Genomic DNA, 25306 nt, shown 5'->3' with positions numbered 1-25306 from the left:
GACAAATGGACACCAGTTTTCTTTCTAATGCTAGAGCTAACATTTGGAGCATTCATTTGATTGACATAAAGTTTTTTAGACGCTACTGTAATAGAAGGAATTTTAAGAGTATTTAAGAAATAGATAACTGGATAACGAATATAGAGGAGAATGGCCATATGAAAAAAGTACTAGTACTAGGTGGAACACGATTTTTCGGTCGTAAATTAGTAGAGCTTTTGATTGCGAATGGAGAGGAAGTCACGATTATCACTCGCGGTCAATCAGGGAATCCCTTCGGAGATAAGGTGGAACATCTTGTAGTGGATCGGACAAATAAAGATGAACTTGCTGAGAAAGTTGCAGGACGCAATTTTGATATTGTCTATGATAATATTTGTTATTCTCCAAATGAGGCGTATGAGTTTTGTGAAATTTTCAATGGCAAAATTGGAAAGCTTGTGTTCACCTCAACCTTATCAACGTACACGGTGGATGGGAAAGAAAAGCATGAAGGGGACTTTGATCCATATCATTATGAGATGCACATGGACAAAAATAAAGACTTTACGTATGGGGAAGGAAAGAGACAGGCAGAGGCCGTGTTCTTTAAGTATGCAAAATTCCCTGTCGTGGCGGTTCGATTTCCCATTGTAATGGGAACGGATGATTACACACGTCGTCTACATTTTCATGTCCAAAGAGTGGCGCAAGGTGAACCAATTGGGTTTGTGAATATGGATGCTGAAATGTCATTTATTCTAGCAGAGGAAGCTGCACGATTTTTACAATGGGCTGGGGATACGAAAGTGGAAGGACCATTTAATGCTACAGCAAATGGGAAAATATCTTTAGAAGCGTTAATGAAATTAATTGAAGAAAAGACAGGGAAAACAGCGCAAGTGACGATAAATGGAGATAAAAATATTCATTCACCTTATGCAATCTCAGAATCTTGGTATATGTCAAATAAGAAAGCTTTTGACAAAGGTTTTTCATTCACAAATTTACATGAATGGTTGCCAATATTAGTGGAAGAGATTGCGAACGAAAGTAAATAAGACAAACCTTCACAGATAGGAAATCGATACGCTATAATAAGCTGTATAAATTGGCGAAATGGGGCTTTGTGAGATTTGATACTCGTAATCGATAACTATGATTCTTTTACATATAATTTAGTTCAATACATACGTGAATGTGGTTCTGAAGTGGCCGTGATCCGCAATGACGAAGTGACATTGGAAGAGGTTGTTAACTTAAGTCCGACGCATATTGTTATTTCTCCAGGCCCGGGAAATCCTGGTACATCGGGAATCTGTTTGGATGTTGTGAAGGAACTGCATAAAGATATCCCCATTTTTGGTGTGTGTCTGGGACATCAAATCATCGCACAAGCATTTGGAGGTAGCATTACAAAAGCAACTCAACCAATGCATGGGAAAGTATCGGTCATTCGGCATGATCAAAAAGGGGTGTTTCGTGGTATTGAAACACCATTAGCTGTGACCAGATATCATTCTTTAATCGTAGAAAGCCCACTTCCAAACAATTTTGACATAACTGCAGAGACAGAGGATGGCGAAATCATGGCCTTGCGTCATAAGCATTTTCCGTTAGAGGGAGTACAGTTTCATCCTGAAGCGATTTTGACTGAGGCTGGATTAGAAATGATTCGAAACTTTATTAAACCGAGGAATATGAATGATGAGTAATTTACAAATAGAGTCACCACTTTTATCCTTTGAATTTGCTACTGCAGAAGGTGAGATTAAACCTTATACGTTTAGCCAACCTGAGAAGGTGATCGTAGCTTATTCAGTTGAAGAAGTCATCCCTAGCCTCCAGAAAATTGAAAAAGCAGTGGAAAAAGGCTATTATGCAGCTGGTTTTTTGACTTATGAGAGTGCACCTGCGTTTGATTCAGCATTTAAAGTAAAGGCGGGAACGCATATGCCTTTATTATGGTTCGGGCTTTTTTCCGAAGTGCAAAATAGGTCGATTCAGAGTTCAGGTTATTATCAGCATTCTTCTTGGATTCCTTCTGTTCAAAGAGTAGGATATGACGCTGCTATAGATTCAATTAAGAGGCATATTGAAAATGGGTATACGTATCAAACGAATTATACGATTCGTCTTCAATCTGAATTTAAAGGTGATGATATTGCCTTTTTTAATCGACTGAAAAAAGCACAGCTATCCAATTATTGCGCCTATATTCACACAGGAGAGCACTCTATCTTATCTGCATCTCCTGAATTGTTTTTCCATTTAAAAGGAAATAAAATTACGACACGTCCGATGAAAGGTACTGTAAAAAGGGGACGTACCTATTCAGAGGACATTGAACAACGTGAATGGTTAAGAAATTCTGCAAAAGATCGATCTGAAAATGTCATGATCGTTGATTTATTACGCAATGATTTAGGGATGATTTCAGAACCAGGTACTGTGAAGGTAGAGCAGTTATTTACTATTGAACAATACCCTACTGTTCATCAAATGACTTCCACTATCACGTCCACGCTCTCTGAACATACGTCGATGATAGATATATTTAAAGCCCTTTTTCCTTGCGGTTCAATTACAGGAGCGCCAAAAATTAAAACGATGGAGATTATCTCGGAATTAGAAGAAGAACCACGGGAAATTTATTGCGGAGCGATTGGCTATATTACTCCAGATAAAGAAGCGATATTTAATGTTCCGATTAGGACGGTTTGGATAGATCAAAAAGAAGGCACTGCAACATATAGTGTCGGTGGAGGCATTACTTGGGATTCTACCTCAACAGGAGAGTACAATGAAGTTGTTGCTAAGGCAAGCTTTTTGAGAGAAGAGAGGAAAGAGTTTCAATTATTAGAAACGCTTCTTTTAGAAGAAGGTGAATTTTTCCTCCTTGAGGAGCATCTGCAAAGATTACGTTCTTCAGCCGCATTTTTTGGATACTCCTTTGCCTATGAAAACTTACGAGAAAATCTGGTAGAGTTGGCAAGTAGCAAATGTATTGGGAAGTGGCGAGTCCGGCTTCTTTTACAGGAAACTGGGGAATGGACAGTTGAGTTTTATCCTATTGAAGATACTGGCATGAAAAATCAGCAAGTGGTTGTTGCGGATGAATCTGTAGATAATGCTAACCCATTTTTATATCATAAAACAACCAATAGAAGTGTATATGCTTATTTTCAAAATAAATTTCCTAATGCCTTTGATGTCCTTTTATGGAATGAAAAAGGGGAAATTACGGAATTTACGAATGGAAATGTCGTCTTAGAGATTGAAGGAAAATGTTGGACACCGTCAGTAGAAAGCGGTTTGCTTGCGGGAACTTTTCGAAGGAAGTTATTAAGCGAGGGAATCATTGAGGAAAAAGTTCTCACAAGAGCTGACTTAAAGCTAGCTACGAAAATCTGGTTTATTAATAGTGTGAGAAAATGGGTGGAAGTCCAGCTTAATAAAGAATAGAGAGAAGACGAGGTCGCACACCTTGTCTTCTTTTATTTAGGTTCTTTTTAACAAACATTGTTGTTATTAAGTCATAGATAGGAGAATAAAGCCCTATTATGACTCGTTAAATGAGTACCCAGTAAGCGAAAAGTACCGCCCAAAAATAATATGTGTTCTAAAACCTCATTTACGAAGAAACCAACATCATTACGAAAACAGCGTTTATTTATAAAAAATAGGAGTAATAAAAAGAAACTCTACTAATATACTAGAGTGTAAATAGTAAATATTACGATTTAATAATGATAGATTTATTGATCGTGTTCGTACAAGAAATCGACAAGATATGCATTGAACTCTACTTTTTAACAAGGAGATGAAGCAATTGTTCAAGCCACAATCACTTTTACTAGACTTTACAGGTTTGATCGTAATCTGTTTTGTTGTTTATATGGTTATGTTTAGTCAGTTTGCCGGTGATGAAATGGCCACTCAAATTCCTAGTTCATTCCTACAGCTAAATACAATTTTTCTAAGTATCCTAATAGAAGCGATTCCTTTTGTCCTAATAGGAGTGCTCATCGCAGGTTTCATTCAAATTTTTATTACGGAGGAACATCTTCGAAAATGGATTCCAAAAAATAAGTGGCTAGCAATTGTTATGGGGTGTGTGGTGGGAGCATTGTTTCCTGCTTGTGAATGCGGGATTGTACCAATTATTAGAAGATTAGTAGAAAAAGGCGTTCCCATCTATGTAGCAACTGGTTTCTTGCTGACAGGACCACTCATTAATCCGATTGTCATTTTATCTACGTATATGGCATTTGGAAATGATCTGAAAATGGCTTTACTCCGTATGGGAGTTGGTTTTGTTGCTGCACTTATCATAGCGATAATCATTGCTTCGTTTTATAAATCAAACCAAGTTAAACATTCGTTAAATCGATTAGCAACAACCCATCATCATGCGAGCGGGAGTACATTCATACAACGTCTTGAAGGAATGATGAAGCACTCGATTGATGAATTTTTTGATATGGGGAAGTTTTTGATTATCGGGGCATTCATCGCTGCTTTTGTGCAGACGTATTTAACTTCAGATTCTTTATTATTGTTTGGAAATGGAGTAGTTGGATCGACAATTGTCATGATGGGACTCGCTTATTTTCTTTCTCTTTGTTCAGAAGCAGATGCTTTTATTGGGGCATCGTTTATGAATCTCTTCCCAGCAACATCGGTTCTAGCGTTTTTGATTTATGGTCCGATGATAGATTTGAAAAATACAATCATGTTATTAGCTGTGTTTAGGACAAAGTTTGTTCTCGTATTGCTACTTACGATAACAGCTGTTGTGTTCATATTAGTTAGCATAGTTGGAGTTTCATAGGAGGGAGAGAAATTGATTCGAATACATTTTCAACATTTCTTAAAAGCTGTTCTGTTAGCATCATTCGCATTATTTTTCATTAAACTTCATGTAACGGGCAATATTGCCAATTACATTAATCCAAAATATGATTTAATGAGTTTAATTGCAGCATGGGTTTTTATTATCCTTTTCTTCATACAATTGTTTCGTATTTGGGAAGGAGAACATGTCCATGAGCATTGTTCTCCGTCCTGTTCACACGACCATGATGGTGGAGGAATAGCTAGAAAAATAATCAATTATATGGTGATCGTTTTTCCTTTGATCACTGGTTTTGCCTTTTCACCAACGATCCTGAATGCCTCAATTGCAGCTAATAAAGGACCGGTTCTTCCTCACTTAAGTCATGGTGAAAATCATACTGAAGTCATTGATAATGAAAACTATATGGTGGAAGAGGAATATGAGCAAAAATTAGCCAGTTTGGGTGATTTGGAACAGATTGAAATGACAGCAGATATGTTTTCATCTTATCATGGTGAAATGCTCTCAAATCCAGAAGATTTTGTCGGGCGAAAAATCAGATTAAGTGGATTTGTATATAGAGAGCAAGGAATTGCAGAGAATCAACTGATTTTATCAAGATTTCTCATAACACATTGTATTGCTGATGCAAGTGTTTTAGGAATGTTGACGGAGTTCAGTCAAGTGCCTGATTTAAAAGAGGATACATGGTTAGAATTAGAAGGAATTCTTGATATGAAAATGCTCAATGGAGTCGTCATTCCGGTTATTCATGCTTCGAATTGGAAAGTAATCGATGAACCACAAGACCCATATGTTTACCCGGTTTTAGTAAAAATCTTATAATTCAAAATATGGATATGGTAAAATGAGATGATTGAGAGGAGGAGGAAATTTGCAAGTTAATCAGCAAATCAATCAATCTATTAAAATCGTCACGAAAAAGGAAATAACGGTCAGGAAAGTGCTGAATATTTATGGTTGTTTTTTATTTATAGGGATGATCGTAGCTATATACACGCACCCAATCTCTATGAATGAAAATGGGGAGTTTTATCTCGACGAGAAAATCGTCATGTCGCAAGCAAAACAAGTGGAATTTATTTTATTCTTGCTCGGTTGTGCAGTCCTGTACTTTTTTATCGTTAATCTTTGGCATCGTAAAAAGTAAAAGCTCGGCCACTGAACCGAGCTTTCACTTTTTACGATTTCTACATGTTCAAATATCGATACTTTGAATAGAGCAGAATCATTCCACAGATATAGTCATCTGCTGTCGCAACATTGCCTTCAAAGATTTCTCCATTGAAATCATCAAAGATATTCCCATTTTTTATGACTAGATCAACTGGTTCCTTACCTTAAGCAATGGAAGTTATTCCTTTTATTTGCTCTTTCATGATTGCGACCACCTTAGTATTCGGTTTTAGTCATGGTGTTTTTCCAAATGGAGAAAGGCAAAATGTTCTGCTCCAGTGGAATTTGCATCATAGAGATCGTTCTTTCTTCCATCGGAAGGGCAATCTGTTCATATATAAATTGATCATCGAAACCGACTTTAGCTGCATCTTCTTTCGTTCCGGCATAGTAAACGGCCTTTGGTCGTGCCCAATAGATGGCACCAATGCACATTGGGCAAGGCTCGCAGCTCGTATAAATTTCGCAATTATCTAGCTGAAAGGTATTCAATGCTTTACATGCAGCTCGAATGGCTTGTATTTCTGCATGGGCAGTTGGATCGTTCGATGAAGTAACCTCATTCCGGCCAATAGCAATAATCTTCCCATCTTTTACGATGATTGCCCCAAATGGACCACCGCCTTTAAATGTAACATTTTCTGCTGCAATCTGTACGGCTTTTTCCATTAAATGAACTTCACACACACAAATCATCCTCTCCCGAATGCCAGTTATTTAAAAGTATTTTTACTATTATTCTATATCATATGTTAGATTGCTATCATTTTGTAAGAAAATCTGTCATCCTTTTTCAAATGGTATTCATTGTAAGAAAATATAACATGGCAAAACTAAATACAGCTTAGTTTTCTTTCTTTTTCAAAAGATACAGAAATGTAATATAAAAAAATGAAACTATCCTTTTTTTGGATCGTCAGTATAAGTAGGGAATTTTATTCTTTATTAGTTTTTTTCGGGGGAGATAGAGAATGTCAAAAAAGTCAACCATACTATTCATCCTTTTATTTGCGGTAGGCGGTTTGCTACAAGGTTGCGGAAATACAAGCGCTCATACGCTGAGTAGTGATTTACTTTATACAGAAAAAATATTGCCTACTAATTTCTATTCCATGTCTGAGCAAGGGGTTTTGGTCTATAAGGTGACAAATCAATCAGATTTCGATGAGTTATGGAAGCATTTTCGCTTAACAAATGATCCGACGAATATAGATTGGAATGAACAAACAGCTATTTTTCTTGGAATCATTGAGTCGAGTAGCTGCCCATTGCAATTTAAGACTGCACAATTAAATGATCAAAAAACAGAAGTGATGGTGTATTTAGATGGAACTTCTGGGAAAGCATGTACAGATGACGCAACACCTAGAACGATGGTTATCGCCATGGATGCGGTAGAGATGGATAATGTTAGTGTTTTGAAAATTGAGGACTATTTTGGAATCAACCCAATTGTGGAATTTCATAATATGACCGTTTCGAATGAGGATATCTATTAATGGAAAAAGAAGCTATCTACAAAAAAAGGCTGTATCTAGCTTCTATAAGTATAAGTATTCTATATTAAGAAAATGTTTTAATGCTTGTTGAAGGTTGCCAAATGTTTTTGTTTGAAAATCTAGTCTAGTCCCCATTTTTACTATTTTTCTTACAACTTCCGGCCGCAAGCCTGTGATGACTGTATTGCATCCCATTAAGGAAGCGCCATCAACGATTTTCATTAAATTATCGATAATAGCATTTTCCATATCGGCGATTCCAGAGAGATCCATAATAAGTGTTTGAATATGTGCTACTCCAATTTCTGTAAGGACCTTTTCCTCAAGAATCGATGTTCTTAACGAATCAATTGATCCAATCAACGGTAAGATGCAGACATCTGCTGTGATCGGTATGATCGGGACAGATAATTTTTCTACTAATTCTCGATGAGCTGTTATCAATGAGTCTTTATATGTAGAATAACTGATGAAAAATGAATTCAAAAATTGATCAACTTGATTATTAATTTGTTGTTCTAATTCAAAGAAATCACTTAGTGCTTTTTTATGGCTCATCTTGTAATAAATTTGGATAAATCTCCATAATGTCCTTCGAATTGCTTGAATCCATTCTAATTTGAAATTTAAGTCAATAGAATGAGTTGCCCAAGCTATTCCTTCTTGTTTAGCAAATAATTTGAGTTTTTCTTTTTCATCATCAATAATATAAACGACTAGTTTATGGGCGTTATTAACAAGATCAATATTGCCGATCGCAAGGATCTCATTTATTTTTTCTTTCACATTAACGGCTTCAGTTAAGAGCTTATTTTCAAATTTTTTACTGTTAAGTTCAATGAATTCTTTTAGCTGATATGAATCCTCATAATGGTATTCCATCTTAAGCCCCCAATTTTTATCTATAATCTTAAGCTTTATTACCCAATATTGTCATCTATTAAACCAGTGAATAGATTGGAAATTGTGATTTTTTTTGTTCATTTACTAGATTTCTTCGTTAAACGCTTACAAAAAAGAAAGGACCAGTTTTACGAATGGTTCGTTGACTGGTCTTTTCATATCGTTAGTTATTTCCGAACGAGTGCCATGACTCCTTTATAGATAAGGAAAAGAGAAAATACGACGATAGCTAAAACTCCAATAATATCCGTAACTGGAGCGATACTTGCTAAGAAGGTATCATCAAGAGGCACTCTTAGTAGGGCAAACCCCGCTAAAATACTTGCAAGCATTAAAAGAATAAATCGATCCATGCTTTTTGACCTCCTCTCGATATATTTTATGAGGTCATTGTGTGAAGTGTGCTATTGCAAATAAAAGAATGTAAAAATAGGTTTTTATCTTTTCTTGAATAGGAGAAGCGATGTGAATTTTGCTTTAAAATAATTAAAAATTTTTTAATAATCTATCTCTTTTTGGGTGAAGTTATAGTATTGTAGTAGTACTACTTTAATCCTGTTTATTTGGAGGTGAATGACCAATGAAAGAAAAACCTAATTATTTTGATGGAAGCGCTCACAATTTGGGTGGTTCCGAAAATAAGTCACAAACCATTGAATTTACAGAAGAAGTGAGAGCAACTATTAGTGCAAATCCTTTTTCATTTGAAAATGATTCAGAGTAATTAAATCTTAATATATTTTGTCTACTTTATCCAAACTACAAGGGGAAGGTTAATATGACAAGGATATTGTATATTACGGCGCATCCTCAAGGGAAGTACCGATTGAATCGGTACTTCCCATTTTGATTTACGTTAAAACCCAATAGGTTGCTCCGTCCCGATCCCGATCCATAAACCCATATTCAATTAAGTAACGTCTTAATGTCACATAATCATGGAAAATTGTTTTTAGAATATCATTGATTTCTTTTTCTGTGTACTTCTTTGTTACTTCAAATCTTGTTAAAATTTGTTGAAGAATAATGAGCTTTCTTTTCTCTTTGCTTGGAAAAGTATCTAATGGTCCGTCCACTCCGTGTTTAAAATAAGTTGTAAGTACTTTGTTTCTCTCTTCTTCAGTAATGGCATAGCGCTCATCCACCATTTTTGCCCCCTTATGAAATGAAATAAATTCCTGCTCTTTCACCTTACTTTGTTCTAATAATTTCATTATCGCTAGGAATACTTTTGCTTGCTTTTCTTTTTCCTTTAATTTAAAGCGATGATTGCGAATCGTAGAAGGGCTACCACCCAATTTTTGAGCGATCTCTTTATCGGAAAAATCTTGAGCAAAATGATGTAGAATCTCCTTTTGGATATCTGAAAGACCTGTAAACCGTTTGTCAAGCCCTAACAAATAGGAGAACATTGATTGATGAGCAAGTTCAATATGTTGAGAAATCGCTTTTTTTGCTTCAAGATAGTTGTCATTATATGTGCAAGGATAGATGACGCCATTTTCGAATTTCTCGCCACATATGAGACAAATAAATTTATCTTCTTCTTTGTCTAATACATATCCTTTAGAAAGAGTTTCAACAGATGCAGACCACATTAATTCGGTTCCAATCATTTTAAACACAACCGTTTCTTGTTTGTAATTATGTAGATATTTTATTAATTTGTTTATATTTTGTCAAGGGCATCTGAAGTCGTGTTTATAGGGATATACAAATTTCTTTATAAATATAAATTTTTCTTCTTTAAATTGAGCAACATACAGTTGTAAGAATTGGATACAGAAGAGATATGCGATAAAAAAATGAGGTGGCTTTGTTGAGAAGAGATAAGTGGATATTATACTCCATTTGGCTTTTTGCTGTTGGTTTATTGATTGTCTTTGTTCCCAAAAATCGATTGAGGGAAGGATTTTTAGCCTTTTTTATTAAGCAGAGCTTAACATGGGTGTTCGGTTTATTAGTAGCGGAAAAAGGACTAATTAAGTATCCAGTCCGACTGTTCAAGAAAGCTAACAAGTCGAGTTTTTCATACGAATATTTTTTCTATCCAGCATCATGTGTCCTTTTTAATTTGTATTATCCAGAACAGAAAAAATTTTGGATAAAAGCAATCTATAACATTCTTTATACAGGTCTTCTTACTGGAATTGAAGTTTTAGCAGAGAAGTATACAAAATTAATTAAGTATGTTAAATGGAAATGGTATTGGAGTTTTCTTACGATTTGGCTAACCAATTATACATCTCATTTATTTTATCGCTGGTTTTTCAAAGTTGGACAAAAAAATTAAAATAACTAGGAGAAACCGACAGATATTGATATGATAATGAAAAATACGGTGAATTTTGAAAATTCACTTTGAGGGATACAGGGGGCTTAAATGAATCCATTTTGGAGTCCAGAACGGGTTTTAACTGAAAAAGAAGCTGGAGGGTTAATCACTCTACAGTTTCCAGAATTGGAAATTTATAAAATCGAAATATTTGCTGAAGGTTTTGATAATACGGCATTTCTTATCAATGATCAATTTGTTTTTCGATTTCCAAGAAGAGAAATGGCTGGGGAATTGATTAAGATGGAAAATCGCCTTTTACCAAAGATTGCTTCAATGCTGCCATTGCAAATTCCAAATCCACAATTCATTGGAAAACCTTACGACGATTATAGATGGGCCTTTAGTGGATATGAAATTCTAAAAGGAAAAGTTCCGTCTAAGTTAACACGAAAACAACGTGTTTTGTCAGCGAAGCCAATGGCACTGTTTTTGCGGAAACTTCATGATTTTCCGGTACAACAGGTTGTGGGACTTGGAATTCCTTATGATAAATTAGGAAGATTGGATATTCATAAGAGGAAACCGTTACTTGAGGAGAGAATCGATACGTTAAAATATAAAGGACAATTGGATAAGCATCAATGGAAAACAATAAAGCACTTTTTAATGACTTTTGATCATCGTTTATGTGATGAAACGAAAACGCTTGTACATGGAGATCTACATATTCGTAATATGCTTATAAATGATCGCGGGGAAATATCCGCAATTCTAGACTGGGGTGATGTACATATCGGTACCCCAGCCATTGATCTATCAATTGTCTATAGTTTTTTTCCATTAGAGGGTCGAGAACTGTTTTTTCAATTGTACGGAAATGTAAGTGAAAAGATAAAGAAATTAGCTCGATTTAAAGCAATATACTCGTATGTTCTACTTCTTTTGTATGCTCATGATCGGGAAGATAGGAAGCTCGCAGACGATTGTCTTTGCTCTTTAAATCTAGCATTGGAAGAGTGAGTTTTGATGATTAAGAGAAATGTGAAAAAGATACCTATTATCGGTTCAGTTGGAAGTGGGAAAACTACGCTAGCTCGAAAGTTGTCTGCGAAATTGAATATTCCATATTATGTTAGATAATGTCGTATGGAAAAGAAGTAAGACGGGTGATATTCGGAGAACAGAAAGAGATGAGTATTTTGAGCAAATATGTGAATTATAGAAGGGGTTCACAATGAGGAATGGGTCAATCCAAGCTTTAACCATGCTGATGTCATCATCTTTTTAGATCTTAATTACAAGGTTAGAGCATATCGGATTATTAAACGATTCATTCTACACAAGGCTCGGTTGGGAGAAGGCAAATTATAAGCCAACGTTTCGTATTTTCCTTAAAATGTTTCAATGGAATCGTCATTTTGAAATGATAGGGAAGGTCAATTTTCTACAGAAGTATGGGGAGTCTCATCGTAAAACTATTGTTATACACCAGCAACGAGATGTTAATAGATTGATAGAGGAAATAGTGAATTAGAAAGCGATAGGAGAGTGAATGTTAATGATAAATATTTTCCGTTTTAGCGGATTTGTTGCAGGGACGCTCTCAATTGGATTGTGGCTATCATTTAATTTTTTCAATCTATATTCTCATCAAACTAGTAGAGACACAGTCTGCATAACATTTGTCATGCTTGCTTTACCAGCTCTTTTAGCGTGTTTTTCAGCTGCTAAGAATAAGAATATAATGATGCTCGTTTCATTTATTTGGTCACTTCCAATGAGTCTCTATCTTCTTTTGACTCCAGGGGTATACTGTCTATTTGGTGTGACAAGTGTTGCTTATCTTGCAAGTTTTCTATTCATGCGAAGGAAATCATAATTGAACTTAAAGGAGAATCATAATGAATCATCAAACGTACGAGATCAAATCTTTAAATATAGGGAGAGTTGAGACATTAACCTATGGGAAGCGAACATTTGAGTCGGCTATTAGAAAACAATCAGTTACAGAAGCGATTTATTTAAGTAAAACAGGGCTGAGCGATGATGAACATGCATACGAACACCATGGGGGAGAGGACAAGGCACTTTGTCTGTATCCATATGATCATTATCCTTATTGGAGGGATATTGTCCATCATTTCAGTGAAACGGCATTATTTGGAGAAAATATAACAGTAGAAGGATTAACGGAAGAGAATGCGTGCATTGGTGATACATTTACTTTTGGTGAGGCGATCATCCAAGTATCAGAACCTCGTAATCCTTGTTATAAACTTGCTGCCAAATATGAAGTTCCAGATATGGTAGTGAGAATGAGAGATACTGGTTATACGGGATTCCTGTTCCGCGTATTAAAAGAGGGGTATGTAAAACCAGGTGAACCTTTAGTTTTGCTTGAACGTGACCCTGGAAAAGTTTCGGTAGCGCTGATAAATGATGTGAAATTTTTTGATCGATATAATAAAGAAAAGCTGGAAAAGGTGTTATCGGTAAGAGCTTTGTCTGAAAGTTTTAGAAACAGTTTCTTAAAACAATATGAATCCTATACAGTGAATGGTTTGCACGAAAACGATTGAGAAGAGATGAGAGGAACTGCTGTCATGTCAGTGTAAAACGTTAAGAAAGGTGGATAGAATGTAATTGAAAAGCCCAATTCAAAATAAGATTAATTTAGTATTTATTCCGGTATCGAATGTTGAACGAGCAAAAGAATGGTATGGCAAGATTTTAGGGATTGAAGAAGGTGATGAATTTTTTGATCATTTATTTGTGGTTAAAATGGATGGCACTGGGTTAATTTTGGATTCAATGCCTATGTGGCGTGATAAAAATGGAGAACTTCCACGATTAAATGTTCCAGTTATCCAATTTGCTTCAGATGATATTTATGGAGCTTATGAGTTTATGAAGGCTAATGGTGTTGAACTTGTCACCAAAATTGAAAATGAGCAATTCTTCGTATTTAAGGATCTAGATGGAAACATGCTAATGGTGTGTGGAAATTAGATATTTAGACATCTTTGAAGGAGGAGCAGACAGTGTGGAATTAGATGTGAAACGAACGAAGGACAATCAACTCGCTGTCTTTCATGATTTTGAGTTATCGTGTCGAACGAATGAAGAGGGATCTCCGTCAGATTATACGATGGAGGAACTGAAAGAGGATGGAGTCGGTAAATAGCAAAGTGGTCCTTGTTGTAGGAGATGGTGGATGGTCAGAAGGGTTTGAGAAAGCAGAGGATTTAGAGCGACTGCCAGAAAACTTTGGAGGAGAAGTTTGGACGAATCGTATTGACCGTATTGCGCCGATCTTAAAATAGCATGATTTCTTTAAAGGACCTTTTTCAGTGAGAAGGTCCTTTTTAGTATTTAAGAATAATACAAGTTTTACTGTACATATGGATGAATAAGGCTGTTCCTGCCCAATGCACAAAAAATAAGCTTCCATAAGGGGCTGAATACGTGTTGAGAAGAAACAGAAATATGCCCATCGTTTTGTTATTAGGAGTTTTCTTGGTTTTATTCCTTATTGTATTGGCGATAAAACATATAAAGGTGTATATCGTTTTTAGCTCGGGTCTAGGTCCATTTTTCGTGATTGGCATCATTATATTGTTAATGGTCGTGATATTTATGAAGGGGTTATAATTTTTTAGTAGTCAGAAATGAATCAACAATACGTGGACTAAAATTCCTAAAAAGAAAAGGGTTTAACGGTTCGATTATCGAATTTTAAAAAGGAGGAGGTGTTTGCACATGGATGAAAGATTTCCAATAGGAACTTTTAATTTTAGTGAAGAAATGACAGAGGAACGCGTTATAGAATGCATCAAGGAAATTGAAGAATTACCTCGCCTATTGAAAGAAGTCCTTCAGAATGTAAGGGAAGACCAGCTTAATACAACATATCGAAAAGGTGGGTGGACTGTAAGGCAAGTCGTTCACCATTTAGCAGATAGTCATATGAATGCATACATTCGCTTGAAATTAGCCCTTACAGAAGATAAACCAATGATTAAGCCATACAATCAAGATGGGTGGGCGAAATTATCTGATAGCAAAGAGCCGATCGAGGTATCCTTAAATCTGTTAGATTCCTTGCATCATCGATTAGTTGTATTACTTCGGAGTCTCTCCTTTGAAGAGTTTAATCGAGTGTTTATCCATCCAGAGCTAGGGGAAGTTACGATCGGCAAAAATATTGGAATGTATTCATGGCATGGGAGACATCATCTTGCCCATATCTCATCTGTTTGTAAACAAACGGTGTAATTGCAGTTGATTTTACTCATTTCCGGTTTTCCATTCGTTGAAGAAGTCATCTAAGTATTGTTCCATTAAGCGATGTCTTTCTTCAGCGAGCTGTTTTGCATAGCCTGTATTCATTTTTTCTTTGAGCGTTAAAAGCTTTTCATAAAAATGGTTTATGGCACTTGAGCGCCCTTTTCGATACTCTTCCTTTGTCATATTTATTCGGGGTTTGAGTTCTGGATCATAGATTAGTTCACCTTTGGAACCAGCATAGGCAAAGGTTCTTGCAATCCCAATCGCACCAATTGCGTCTAAACGATCTGCATCTTGGACGACTTGTCCTTCAAGCGAGGTCATTTTAGGTTGACCACCGCCTTTGAAAGACATTGTTGAAATGATTGAGATGATTCTTTGAATTGTAGATGCATCTGTTCCGATGGAATTTAACCAGGTGATGACTTTTTGAAGCCCTGCTTCTTCTGATTCATTCAATTTTTCGTCTGCAATATCATGGAGAAGAGCTGCCATTTCACAAATAAACTCATCAGCATGTTCTTCAATAGCAATTGTTCGAGCCATAAAGGTCACTCGAGCAATGTGATACCAGTCGTGCCCACTACTTTCATTATGTAGCTCATTGTATACATATTCTTTTGTAAATTTAATCATTTTTTCTTTATCCAAGTGATTCACCTTCTATAAATAAAATCTTCCTTTAAAAAGGATAGCATGTCTACTATCTCAATGCGAGTGACCAATATAGAGACAAGAACTAAGGAGGCAATATGGAACGAAAATACAATGATTTAATAGGAGAAATATTAGAACGGTCAGGTGAAAAGGATAATTATCAAGGGAAGTGGAAGGGAAAACCAATCCCGAAAGATTATTTAAGTATGGACACTTTTCAACACTTTCAAAAAATAGCGAAGGATTCAGGGTTCTTACCACCATGGCTTAAATTACAAAAGGAAATATCTGCTCTTGTTCAAGCATGTACAAAGGAAGCTGAGATTAAAGCGATCAATAAAAAAATAAAAGCGTATAATAAAGTCTGCCCTCTTCCGATGCAAAAGCCAACCATACGATTTGAGAGGATTGAAGAAGCAAAAAGAGAGTGGTGAAAGGATAAGTAAAGGACTTTTTGTGAAATAGAAAATATTTACAAACCTAGTCTGATGTTATAAAATGGAAATAACAAATATTGGATTAGGAGAATTTGTATGAGTAGTATCATCTATGCGTTCCTATGGCTTTTAGCTTTATGGAAATGGGGAGACTGGAGAAATTGGGAAAAATATTATGCTACAATTCTCTTTTTTATAATGGGGGATTTTATCTACTTATACTTACTATCAGATCACTTTCCCATGTGGAAGTATGATCCATTAACGATTGATAGTGGTTTTGGGTTTACAAGCTCACATATTTCATTAATAATCATGTACATAAAGTATCCGGCAACAATGCTCATTTACTTAGCAAATTTCCCTAAGAGCAATAAATTGAAACAGTTTTTATACTTTACAGGTTGGGTAGTCTTTTATTCAATAAATGAAGTCATCGATTTACATCTTAAATTTATAAAACATTTCAATGGTTGGAATATATGGTGGTCAGCACTATTTAACGTTGTTATGTTTTTCATTTTGTTGGTTCATTTCAAGAAGCCGCCAGTCGCATGGCTTCTGTCTATCTGCTTTATCTTATTTTTGTGGAATTGGTTCGAGGTTCCGTCAACCGTTTTTCGTTGATACGATTAAAGACTGGATGTCTCGCCGATGGTACAATTGGACGAGCCATCCGAATTATTTAATTGCTGAAGCTATTTCTTACCTTCGTGAAAATTTGGAAATGAAATAGAAACTCTTCTAGTCGTAATGATTGATCATCACCAATTTCATAAGTAAGCAAGAAATCCTCAAGTAATTCTTCTTCTGCATCAAATCCTTTTATCCAGAGTTTATAAGAAAGAGAATCACCTAATTTTCCTAGTGAACATCGTTGAAAGATCTCTTGTATATCATTCTTATTCATATACTCATCCTTTTTCAAGTTTACTATTGCTAGATTTGCCTTTTCATAAGAGCAATATTCAATGGTATATATAGGAAATATGTAAATACTGTGTAAAGTAATATGACAAAATAATGTTGTTTTTTACATTCTTAGGGCATAATCACTATATAGCGGGATTAATTTGGGAGGATTTGTTAGTGAAGATAGAGAACAATAAAAGAGAATTATTCAAAGATATTGAAATGCTAAGAACAAAAATGGTTATTTCTGGGCATCGTAAAGGCCTTTTAAATTCAGAAACAATAAAATTCAGTCAACAGCTGGATCAATTAATATATAAACAACAATGTTTAAAAAAATAACTAGAGGTTTCCAATGGACTCAGATTAACTGACAAATTGGAGGCCTCTTATTTTATGAAGACAAATAAGAACGCTTACATAATATGGAGTAAAAAATATAGTACTTTCGAATCATTTTTTAATATTATTTTGTTTGAAGTCGTAGTATGATGGTGTATACAACTAAATATTTTATATATAGAGAGAGATTAATATGGAGATAAATTGGAGGAGAATAACATGTTTAGACATCATAGGGGAAAAGCAGGAAAAAAGAAGAGTTGGCGAAATGAAGAACCTATTTCGGAGCGAATAATCGTTTCTCATCCACTCGTTAATCAAAAGGTGAAAATGCTCCAGTTAACGAAAGAAGATTTATATTTGATCGCATATGTGAAGCCTTTGGTGGAAGGCCATATTGAAACCCTCGTAGACGAATTTTATAAGACTATTTTACAAGTAGAAGAGTTAAAGCACATCATTGAAACTAATAGTAGTATTGAGCGATTAAGGAAGACGCTACATGTCCATCTTGTTGAACTATTTAACGGGATGATCGATGAACCATTTATTCAAAATCGTCTTGTCGTGGCGAAGGTGCACTATCGAATTGGTCTCAACCCGTCATGGTATATGGGGGCTTTTCAAAACTTGCAGCATTCATTATTTCATGTCATCTTTGAACATATGACAGAGAAAGACGAGTTCAAGAAGACTTGGGGTGCCATTACAAAATTATTGAGCTTAGAACAACAGTTAGTTCTCGAAGCATATAATCAAGAAAATGATCAAAAACTTGAGTCTACTTTTTTAGAAGGACAAAAGGATTTACAACAACGTATTTTAGAAGTGAGTGATGGTCTAATTACGGTTTCAGAAGAAACCAATGCTTCCGTAGAGTCACTCATATCAAGTAGTCATGATGTCAGTCAATTAGTTGTAGATAGCTATGATAAAGCGAAAAAGATACGCGAAGAGGTACAAGATGGTCAGGAGTTGCTCACTACACTTGTTAGTAGTATGAAAGAGATAGAAAATGATACGCAATCGATGAGAGAAACGGTCCAACAATTGGAAGACTCATCAGAAAAAATAAGCAAAGTGGTTGAAATCGTTCATGCGATTGCCGATCAAACGAATCTTTTAGCCTTAAATTCAGCCATTGAAGCAGCACGTGCAGGAGAACATGGAAAAGGCTTTGCTGTCGTCTCCCAAGAAGTTAAAAAACTGGCAGAGCAAACGAAAAATTCGATTGGAAACATCCAACAATTAGTGGTAGATTCCCAAACTTTTACGGGTAATGTAACGGAAGTGCTAACGAGAGTGGAAGCGACAGTCCAAAAAGGATCGCAGTCTTCTAATAATACAAATGAAACATTCCAAACGATCAGTCATTCCATCGAGGAAAATGAGAATAATCTCGGCATCATGGATGAACGGATGGAAGAACTCGTCAAAGTGATGGAAGAAATAGGTGAAGCGACTGAGTATGTCGCAGCATCTGCTGAGAAACTTAATCAAGTTTCGAAAATAGGATAAATAAAAAGGATTACAATTCATATAAAAAAGGATTGTAATCCTTTTTTTGTTATAGGAAATCATTGAATTCACAGTTGTGTCTAACTTTATGACTGAGTGGATCTATGTCTAGAGTAAGCTGCCATAACCTCACAAATTTGATGACCTCTCCCTATGATAAGTCAAGTGGAGAATGCTTGCACCGTAGGTTTCCTTTATCGAAAGAACTGGCTCTATGTGTTAATACGGCGATGATCAAGGCGCCCTAGGTTTTTCTTCTTTCAACATGAAACATACGCCAAAAAATAAAGGTAGAAAATCTAACAATAGTATAGAAGAGTAAAAAAAAGTATGTTACCTTTACTAACATTAAGTTAGTTTGTAAGAAGGAGGTTAAATGATGGGGACACTTGCTTTAACTATTCGCCAATTGTTGGAGACCCCTTGTTTTTCAAAAGCATCAGTGATTGCTGGTGAACAAGGATTGGAACGGGTTGTAAGATGGGTTCATGTGATGGACGTACCAGAAATAGGCTCCCTATTGAACGGTAATGAATTAATCCTTTCAACTGGGGTAAGCTGGGATTCTCCTGAAAAAGAAATCGATTATTTACAACAATTAATTGATGAAGGAGCATCAGGGCTATGTGTAGAGCTTTGTAAATATAGGCATGAAATTTCTTCTGAAATGATTGAGTTAGCGAATGAGCATCATTTTCCGATTATTATCTTTCATCGTGAAGTGAAGTTTATCGACATTACTCAATCTATAAATATGTGCCTGATGAATAATCAATATAAAATTCTTACTGATTTAGAAGAGTTTTCGAGAAAGCTTAACCAGACATTACTATTACCGAACGCCTTTAAGCGAGTATTAAATCTATTATATGAACATTTGAACGTACAAGTGGTTTATCTTTCGAAAAATAGAGACGAAGTCATTTTTGCACCAGTTTTAAGGAAAATGGAACAAGAATATTATTTAAAGTTAGTCGAATCCCACAAAAAAGAACGAATCGTAAATCAAAATAAACAGTTTCAAATTCCTAGTGGTGTCTATGCAGGTCAATCGATTCAAACGCTTGGCCATAAATTTGCAGAACTAATTATTTTTCCACAGGATAAAGTCATAAGTGAAGTTGATTTAGTCGTTTTAGACCGCTGTGCAACGGCTATTTCTCAAGACTTATTACGTATTTTCTATGTGGAAGAGCAGAATAAATATAAGGAGATACAGTGGATTAAAGAATGGTTGGACGGAGAGCTTTCAACAGAACAAATTGATAAAAAACTGCAAACGATCACACCAGCTGTTACGCCAATAGGTGCGACCGTTTGTGTATGTGAGTTAAGTGAAAGCATAGATGAATCAACCTATTCTTACTATAAAACGATTTTTCGAAATATTTTTCAGAACTCTGGTTTGTATCTATATACAGTGGATGAACAGAAGGAATTGTATTTCATCCTATTAAATCTTAGAGACGAACATTGGAAAAATCGAACCAGTCAGGCTATTAATCAAATCCTTCAAACAGATTTATTTAAACATACATCCCCTACATTTGGAGTTGGCAAATACACAACGAAACTTCATCGCCTTTCAGAAAGCTTTCAAACAGCTAAGGAATCCCTAAAAATACAGAACAAGTTACAGATGACAACTGAAATTTTCTACGAGAACTTACATATTTTTCGTCTTGTGTCCTCGATGGACAAATACGGACAGTTAGAAGATTATATGTTCGAATACATTGGTGAGGTTATTGAGCATGACAAAAATCATAATAGCGAACTTTTAAAAACATTGGCTGTTTTTTTAGAGTCAAATGGATCTAAAAAAGTGGCGGCAAAAAAACTCTTTGTCGTACGGCAAACCTTATATCATCGTCTTGATAAGTTAAAGGATCTGCTCGGTGCTGATTTTATGGTGCCTTCTAAACGAACGGCCATTGAGTTCGCTCTTTATGCTTATCAATATTTAAATACGAATGATAAAAAGGGCGTGAATCTTAAAGCAATTCTTTAGATAGGATTTTACATTATGTCCATTGAAGCAAAAATGTTCTGTCTCTATAATACTAATTATCAGAAAAATATAAATTTTCTACAAAAAGGAGGACGGAGATTTGTGTAGTCTAAAAAGAATGTCATATGAAGATTTAGCCGCAAACTTTGAAGAGGTTAGTCCGGGACTATCAAGTACAGAAGCAATAGAAGAAGCAAATCGTTGCCTCTATTGCTATGATGCTCCTTGTATTCAAGCCTGTCCGACAGGGATAGATATCCCTGCTTTTATAAAAAAAATTGCCTCTGGTAATTTAAGGGGTTCTGCAAAAACGATTATGTTGGCAAATCCTGTTGGAGCGAGCTGTGCTCGTGTCTGCCCAACAGAAGAATTATGTGAGGGGGCATGTGTGTTAAATCATGCAACGAAGCCGATTATGATTGGGAGTCTTCAACGTTATGCGACCGATTGGGCTATTCAAAATCAACAACAACTGTTTAAGCAAGGAAAGAAAAACGGCAAATCAATTGCCATTGTAGGGGGAGGTCCAGCTGGCTTATCCGCAGCTAGAGAACTCGCCCTACTTGGATATGAAGTAACCATTTTTGAAGCAGAGGAAAAGGCTGGTGGATTAAATATGTATGGAATTGTTTCCTTCAGGCTTCCCCAGTCCGTTTCTTATTGGGAGGTCAAACAAATTGAAAGCTTGGATGTTGAAATCAGGACCAATACAAGAGTAGGTACGGACGTTCCTGTAGAAGAACTACTTATGAATTACGATTCCACTCTATTATCGATCGGAATGGCAAATGTTCCTGATTTGGAGATAGATGGAGAGGAATTGGATGGAGTGTATGATGCTATTGATTTTGTAAAAGAAACAAAAATAAAGCCTATTTCAGATTGGCTTGTAGGGAAAAAGGTAGTCGTTATTGGAGCTGGAAACACAGCAATTGATGCGGCCACTTGTTCCGTACGTATGGGTGCTGAAAATGTAAAAATCGTTTATCGCCGTACAATTGAGGAAATGAGTGCTTATGATTTTGAATATGAATTTGCGAAACAAGATGGTGTTGAATTCCGCTGGCTCACGACTCCATCGAAAGTGTTCGGAAATGAAAAAGGGCAGGTGACTGGACTGGAGTGTATAAAGATGACCTTAGGAGAACCAGACAAAGATGGAAGACGTCGACCAGTTCAAATTGGTGGTTCTGAATTTATCCTTGATGTGGATGTAGTCATTAAGGCGATTGGCCAATCGAGGTATATTGAATTGATCGAGCAATTTAAGATTGCCCATGATGGAGGAGTTGTGAACATTAATCCCGACACGTACCAGACATCCAATGAGAAAGTTTTTGCTTGTGGGGATGTCATTTTTGGTAAAGGGCAAGGTGAAGCGATGGTTGTTTCGGCTGCTCAACAGGGAAAGGAAAGTGCTTATGCGATGCATAAGATATTAAGTCCCGTGATGGAAACAGTTTGAGAATAAATGGATAGGAGGTTTATAATGGCAGATTTACAGATAAATTTAGCAGGTATTAAATCCCCGAATCCTTTTTGGCTTGCCTCGGCACCTCCAACGAATTCAGGATACCAGGTCCAACGTGCTTTTGAGGCTGGCTGGGGAGGTGCAGTATGGAAAACACTGGGAGACCCTATTATCAATACGTCTTCGCGATTTGCTGCGGTAAGCTTTAATGGGCAAAGGGTTGCTGGCTTTAACAATATTGAATTAATAACAGATCGACCGCTTGAAGTAAATTTAAAGGAAATCTATGAAACAAAGAAAAGATTCCCTAATCACGCAATTATTGTCTCACTCATGGTAGAACCAAAGCAGGAAAAATGGCATGAGATTGTAAAAAAAGTCGAAGCAATTGGCGTTGATGGACTCGAATTAAACTTTGGTTGTCCCCATGGAATGGCAGAACGGGGAATGGGTGCGGCTTCTGGGCAAGTACCTGAGCTTGTAGAAAAGCAAACCTATTGGGTCAAGGAAGTCGCCAAAACACCTGTCATCGTCAAGCTCACTCCAAATATAACGGACATCACAGCAACCGCTGAAGCAGCATGTCAAGGTGGAGCGGATGCGATCAGCATGATCAATACGATTAATAGTTTAGCTGGTGTTGATATTCATTCTTGGAATACGATTCCCCATGTCGCAGGAAAAGGCGCTCATGGAGGCTACTGTGGACCAGCTGTGAAACCAATTGCCCTTCATATGGTCGGCGAATGTGCGAGAAATCCAAGAATTAATGTCCCGATTTCTGGCATAGGTGGAATATCAAACTGGGAAAATGCAATCGAGTTCATGCTTATGGGTGCGACTGGCGTCCAAGTCTGTACCGCTGCCATGCATCATGGCTTTCGGATTGTTGAAGATATGATAGATGGGCTGAATCACTATTTAGATGAAAAAGGGATTGCTTCTGTACAAGACCTAGTTGGTAAAGCCGTTCCGAAATATTCTGATTGGGGCGATCTCGACCTAAATTATAAAGTGGTTGCGCGAATTAACAATGATGTTTGTATTAATTGTAATAAGTGCCATATCGCCTGTGAAGATACATCTCACCAATGTATTGATCGGCTTACGGATCAGTCAGGAACCCCTAGTTTAAAAGTGCGAGAAGAGGATTGTGTAGGTTGTAATTTATGCTCCATCGTCTGTCCTGTAGACGGTGCGATTGATATGGTGGAATTACCGAGTCAGCTTCCACCCATGACTTGGAATGAACGACAAGCAACACTTGGATCTATAGCATGTCAGATAGATGTAGTGAAATAATTTTTTAGGAGGGAAAGAAATGAAGAAAATCATTACAAATGGCATTATCGTAACGGCCAGTGATACATATGAAGCAGATATATGTATGGAAAATGGAGTCATTACACAAATTGGAATGAATCTTTCAACAGACGGTGCAGAAGTAATCAATGCAGATGGTTGTTATCTTTTTCCAGGAGGAATCGATCCACATACCCATCTCGACATGCCCTTTGGAGGTACGGTCACGAAGGATGACTTTGAAACGGGTACGATAGCAGCTGCTTTTGGGGGGACAACAACGGTCATTGATTTCTGTTTAACGAGTAAAGGGAAGACTTTGCAAAGTGCGATTGATACATGGCATGCAAAATCCGAGGGCAAAGCGGTAATTGATTATAGTTTTCACCTTCAAATTGTCGAAACCAATGAGGAAGTCTTAAATGAACTCCCTAAAATAATGGAGAAGGAAGGAATTACTTCCTTTAAAGTTTTTATGGCCTATAAAAATGTCTTTCAAGCCGATGATGAAACATTATTCCGAACCTTGATTGCTGGAAAAGAGCTTGGGGCACTTGTGATGGTCCATGCTGAAAATGGTGATGTGATCGATTATTTAGTCAAAAAAGCGTTATCAGAAGGGAACACGGAGCCGATTTATCATGCGTTAACAAGGCCACCTGAAGCAGAGGGTGAAGCGACTGGTAGAGCGGGGACTTTAACTGCATTAGCAGATTCCCAACTTTACGTCGTTCATGTGAGCTGTGCTGAAGCTGCTAGAAAAATTGCTGAAGCGAGAAGTAATGGTGTTGATATATGGGGTGAAACATGCCCCCAATACTTAGTGCTTGATCAAACGTATTTAGAAAAAACTGGCTTTGAAGGAGCGAAATATGTGTGGTCACCTCCTTTACGTGAAAAATGGAATCAGGAAGTGCTATGGAATGCATTGAAATCAGGTACACTGCAAACGATTGGATCTGATCAATGTTCTTTTGATTTTAATGGTCAAAAGACGTTAGGGAAAGATGATTTTTCCTTAATCCCAAATGGTGGACCGATCATTGAGGATAGAGTCAGTATTCTGTTTTCAGAAGGGGTGGCAAAAGGGAGAATCACCTTAAACCAATTTGTTGATTTATCGTCAACTAGGGCTGCCAAGCTTTTTGGACTGTACCCGAAAAAGGGAACGATCGCAGTTGGAGCAGATGCTGATATCGTCATCTTTGATCCATCAGTTGAGCGTGTGATTTCTGCTAATACACATCATATGGCGGTTGATTATAATGCATTTGAAGGGATGAAGGTGACTGGCGAGCCCGTTTCTGTATTATCCCGAGGTGAGTTTGTTATTCGCAACAAGCAATTTGTAGGTCGTGTTGGTGCTGGAAAATATTTAAAGCGTGTTAGATATGGGAAGGAGAAAAATGTAAAGGAAGTGGATTCAATCGTACTATGAGGGGTGGAGGCTTTATGTCGGATTACCAGCAATATTTACAGGAACGGAGTCGAATCGATTATTTATTCGACGAAGGGTACAAAATCGCCCATGTCGAGGAAAATTTGTATGGAGCGATGGTCGAATTTATACGAGGGAAGGGGGAAAGAGAGACACTCCATGTGTTAACCGCTGAAGGGCGAAAGTATTTTTCCGTTAAGGTAATCCAGCAGCATCAAAAATAAGGAGGATGAAG

At 36.6% G+C, this 25306-nt stretch carries 31 protein-coding genes and 1 pseudogene; 26 read left to right on the top strand and 6 right to left on the bottom strand.

The window, feature by feature from the left end:
* Nucleotides 1-158: 158 nt before the first annotated feature.
* From BMSHG_RS00980 to BMSHG_RS00955, 6 genes are all read left to right on the top strand, one after another.
* On the top strand, nt 159-1040 hold the full coding sequence (locus BMSHG_RS00980; protein ID WP_019152559.1) for an NAD-dependent epimerase/dehydratase family protein: 882 nt from the start codon (nt 159-161) through the stop codon (nt 1038-1040).
* A gap of 75 nt (nt 1041-1115) precedes the next feature.
* The gene (locus BMSHG_RS00975) at nt 1116-1694 is read left to right on the top strand and encodes an anthranilate synthase component II (protein ID WP_019152558.1); all 579 of its coding nucleotides are present in this window, start codon (nt 1116-1118) and stop codon (nt 1692-1694) included.
* On the top strand, nt 1687-3444 hold the full coding sequence (gene pabB, locus BMSHG_RS00970) for an aminodeoxychorismate synthase component I (protein ID WP_019152557.1): 1758 nt from the start codon (nt 1687-1689) through the stop codon (nt 3442-3444). The genes BMSHG_RS00975 and pabB overlap by 8 nt, the downstream gene beginning before the upstream one ends.
* Nucleotides 3445-3802: 358 nt before the next feature.
* Nucleotides 3803-4813 carry a permease gene (locus BMSHG_RS00965; RefSeq protein ID WP_034658328.1) on the top strand — a complete coding sequence of 337 codons (1011 nt, stop codon included), beginning with the start codon at nt 3803-3805 and terminating at the stop codon, nt 4811-4813.
* 12 nt (nt 4814-4825) lie between these two features.
* Complete coding sequence (locus BMSHG_RS00960) at nt 4826-5665, top strand: TIGR03943 family putative permease subunit (protein WP_019152555.1); 840 nt, start codon at nt 4826-4828, stop codon at nt 5663-5665.
* Nucleotides 5666-5714: 49 nt separating this feature from the next.
* Nucleotides 5715-5990, top strand: a complete 276-nt coding sequence (locus tag BMSHG_RS00955; RefSeq protein WP_019152554.1) for a hypothetical protein — start codon at nt 5715-5717, stop codon at nt 5988-5990.
* 242 nt (nt 5991-6232) lie between these two features.
* Here BMSHG_RS00955 and BMSHG_RS00950 read toward each other — a convergent pair whose 3' ends face one another.
* Nucleotides 6233-6712, bottom strand: a complete 480-nt coding sequence (locus tag BMSHG_RS00950) for a nucleoside deaminase (RefSeq protein WP_087946615.1) — start codon at nt 6710-6712, stop codon at nt 6233-6235.
* Nucleotides 6713-6987: 275 nt separating this feature from the next.
* On the opposite strand from BMSHG_RS00950, the gene BMSHG_RS00945 reads away from it, so the two are divergent.
* Nucleotides 6988-7515, top strand: coding sequence for a hypothetical protein (locus BMSHG_RS00945; protein ID WP_019152552.1), 528 nt, complete (start codon nt 6988-6990; stop codon nt 7513-7515).
* A 42-nt stretch (nt 7516-7557) separates the two neighbouring features.
* Here BMSHG_RS00945 and BMSHG_RS00940 read toward each other — a convergent pair whose 3' ends face one another.
* Together BMSHG_RS00940 and BMSHG_RS00935 are read right to left on the bottom strand one after the other, a co-directional pair.
* Nucleotides 7558-8397 carry an STAS domain-containing protein gene (locus tag BMSHG_RS00940; RefSeq protein ID WP_019152551.1) on the bottom strand — a complete coding sequence of 280 codons (840 nt, stop codon included), beginning with the start codon at nt 8395-8397 and terminating at the stop codon, nt 7558-7560.
* A 188-nt stretch (nt 8398-8585) separates the two neighbouring features.
* Entirely contained in the window at nt 8586-8771 is a 186-nt protein-coding gene (locus BMSHG_RS00935) for a hypothetical protein (protein ID WP_019152550.1), read from the bottom strand.
* Nucleotides 8772-8998: 227 nt separating this feature from the next.
* Between BMSHG_RS00935 and BMSHG_RS28095 the strand changes: the two genes are divergently transcribed.
* The gene (locus BMSHG_RS28095) at nt 8999-9142 is read left to right on the top strand and encodes a hypothetical protein (protein WP_019152549.1); all 144 of its coding nucleotides are present in this window, start codon (nt 8999-9001) and stop codon (nt 9140-9142) included.
* Between the two features lie 127 nt (nt 9143-9269).
* Here the strand turns inward: BMSHG_RS28095 and BMSHG_RS00925 are convergent, their stop codons facing one another.
* Nucleotides 9270-10034: a DUF2087 domain-containing protein gene (locus BMSHG_RS00925; RefSeq protein ID WP_019152548.1), complete on the bottom strand. Its 765-nt coding sequence runs from the start codon at nt 10032-10034 to the stop codon at nt 9270-9272.
* 203 nt (nt 10035-10237) lie between these two features.
* Between BMSHG_RS00925 and BMSHG_RS00920 the strand changes: the two genes are divergently transcribed.
* From BMSHG_RS00920 to BMSHG_RS00885, 9 genes and pseudogenes are all read left to right on the top strand, one after another.
* On the top strand, nt 10238-10711 hold the full coding sequence (locus BMSHG_RS00920) for a CBO0543 family protein (RefSeq protein WP_019152547.1): 474 nt from the start codon (nt 10238-10240) through the stop codon (nt 10709-10711).
* A gap of 90 nt (nt 10712-10801) precedes the next feature.
* The gene (locus BMSHG_RS00915; protein ID WP_019152546.1) at nt 10802-11716 is read left to right on the top strand and encodes a phosphotransferase; all 915 of its coding nucleotides are present in this window, start codon (nt 10802-10804) and stop codon (nt 11714-11716) included.
* A gap of 6 nt (nt 11717-11722) precedes the next feature.
* A pseudogene (locus BMSHG_RS27330) lies at nt 11723-12230 on the top strand (DNA topology modulation protein FlaR).
* An 18-nt stretch (nt 12231-12248) separates the two neighbouring features.
* Nucleotides 12249-12575, top strand: coding sequence for a hypothetical protein (locus BMSHG_RS00910; RefSeq protein WP_026073277.1), 327 nt, complete (start codon nt 12249-12251; stop codon nt 12573-12575).
* Nucleotides 12576-12597: 22 nt separating this feature from the next.
* Nucleotides 12598-13275 carry an MOSC domain-containing protein gene (locus BMSHG_RS00905; protein ID WP_019152544.1) on the top strand — a complete coding sequence of 226 codons (678 nt, stop codon included), beginning with the start codon at nt 12598-12600 and terminating at the stop codon, nt 13273-13275.
* A gap of 64 nt (nt 13276-13339) precedes the next feature.
* Complete coding sequence (locus tag BMSHG_RS00900) at nt 13340-13705, top strand: VOC family protein (RefSeq protein ID WP_019152543.1); 366 nt, start codon at nt 13340-13342, stop codon at nt 13703-13705.
* Nucleotides 13706-13739: 34 nt separating this feature from the next.
* The gene (locus BMSHG_RS29390) at nt 13740-13880 is read left to right on the top strand and encodes a glycerophosphodiester phosphodiesterase family protein (protein WP_316245656.1); all 141 of its coding nucleotides are present in this window, start codon (nt 13740-13742) and stop codon (nt 13878-13880) included.
* Nucleotides 13864-14019, top strand: coding sequence for a hypothetical protein (locus BMSHG_RS29385; RefSeq protein WP_316245655.1), 156 nt, complete (start codon nt 13864-13866; stop codon nt 14017-14019). The genes BMSHG_RS29390 and BMSHG_RS29385 overlap by 17 nt, the downstream gene beginning before the upstream one ends.
* A 436-nt stretch (nt 14020-14455) precedes the next feature.
* On the top strand, nt 14456-14971 hold the full coding sequence (locus BMSHG_RS00885) for a YfiT family bacillithiol transferase (RefSeq protein ID WP_019152542.1): 516 nt from the start codon (nt 14456-14458) through the stop codon (nt 14969-14971).
* 12 nt (nt 14972-14983) lie between these two features.
* Here BMSHG_RS00885 and BMSHG_RS00880 read toward each other — a convergent pair whose 3' ends face one another.
* Nucleotides 14984-15634: an HD domain-containing protein gene (locus BMSHG_RS00880; RefSeq protein WP_019152541.1), complete on the bottom strand. Its 651-nt coding sequence runs from the start codon at nt 15632-15634 to the stop codon at nt 14984-14986.
* Between the two features lie 101 nt (nt 15635-15735).
* Here BMSHG_RS00880 and BMSHG_RS00875 point away from each other — a divergent pair, with 101 nt between their 5' ends.
* Both BMSHG_RS00875 and BMSHG_RS00870 read left to right on the top strand, forming a co-directional pair.
* Nucleotides 15736-16074, top strand: a complete 339-nt coding sequence (locus tag BMSHG_RS00875) for a DnaJ family domain-containing protein (protein WP_019152540.1) — start codon at nt 15736-15738, stop codon at nt 16072-16074.
* Between the two features lie 99 nt (nt 16075-16173).
* Nucleotides 16174-16704 carry a CBO0543 family protein gene (locus BMSHG_RS00870; protein WP_019152539.1) on the top strand — a complete coding sequence of 177 codons (531 nt, stop codon included), beginning with the start codon at nt 16174-16176 and terminating at the stop codon, nt 16702-16704.
* A gap of 58 nt (nt 16705-16762) precedes the next feature.
* Here the strand turns inward: BMSHG_RS00870 and BMSHG_RS00865 are convergent, their stop codons facing one another.
* Entirely contained in the window at nt 16763-16987 is a 225-nt protein-coding gene (locus BMSHG_RS00865) for a hypothetical protein (RefSeq protein ID WP_019152538.1), read from the bottom strand.
* A 179-nt stretch (nt 16988-17166) separates the two neighbouring features.
* Between BMSHG_RS00865 and BMSHG_RS27320 the strand changes: the two genes are divergently transcribed.
* The 7 genes from BMSHG_RS27320 to BMSHG_RS00830 all read left to right on the top strand — a co-directional run bounded on the left by BMSHG_RS27320 (nt 17167) and on the right by BMSHG_RS00830 (nt 25295).
* A complete protein-coding gene (locus BMSHG_RS27320; protein ID WP_019152537.1) occupies nt 17167-17331 on the top strand; it encodes an aspartyl-phosphate phosphatase Spo0E family protein in 165 nt (54 codons plus the stop codon).
* 219 nt (nt 17332-17550) lie between these two features.
* Nucleotides 17551-18849 (top strand): globin-coupled sensor protein, encoded by a 1299-nt coding sequence (locus BMSHG_RS00855; RefSeq protein WP_019152536.1) that lies wholly within the window; start codon nt 17551-17553, stop codon nt 18847-18849.
* Nucleotides 18850-19225: 376 nt separating this feature from the next.
* Entirely contained in the window at nt 19226-20860 is a 1635-nt protein-coding gene (locus BMSHG_RS00850) for a PucR family transcriptional regulator (RefSeq protein ID WP_083879182.1), read from the top strand.
* 118 nt (nt 20861-20978) lie between these two features.
* Nucleotides 20979-22325, top strand: a complete 1347-nt coding sequence (locus BMSHG_RS00845; RefSeq protein WP_019152534.1) for an NAD(P)-dependent oxidoreductase — start codon at nt 20979-20981, stop codon at nt 22323-22325.
* Between the two features lie 24 nt (nt 22326-22349).
* The gene (preA, locus tag BMSHG_RS00840) at nt 22350-23633 is read left to right on the top strand and encodes an NAD-dependent dihydropyrimidine dehydrogenase subunit PreA (RefSeq protein WP_019152533.1); all 1284 of its coding nucleotides are present in this window, start codon (nt 22350-22352) and stop codon (nt 23631-23633) included.
* A 19-nt stretch (nt 23634-23652) separates the two neighbouring features.
* The gene (gene hydA, locus BMSHG_RS00835) at nt 23653-25071 is read left to right on the top strand and encodes a dihydropyrimidinase (protein WP_019152532.1); all 1419 of its coding nucleotides are present in this window, start codon (nt 23653-23655) and stop codon (nt 25069-25071) included.
* 14 nt (nt 25072-25085) lie between these two features.
* The gene (locus tag BMSHG_RS00830; protein ID WP_026073276.1) at nt 25086-25295 is read left to right on the top strand and encodes a hypothetical protein; all 210 of its coding nucleotides are present in this window, start codon (nt 25086-25088) and stop codon (nt 25293-25295) included.
* The last annotated feature ends 11 nt before the right edge of the window (nt 25296-25306 follow it).

The sequence above is a fragment of the Robertmurraya massiliosenegalensis JC6 genome, assembly GCF_000311725.1.
GTDB classification, from domain to species: Bacteria; Bacillota; Bacilli; order Bacillales; family Cytobacillaceae; genus Robertmurraya; species Robertmurraya massiliosenegalensis.
The sequence above is the reverse complement of the archived record's forward strand: the minus strand, read 5'-3'. Positions and strand labels throughout refer to the sequence as shown.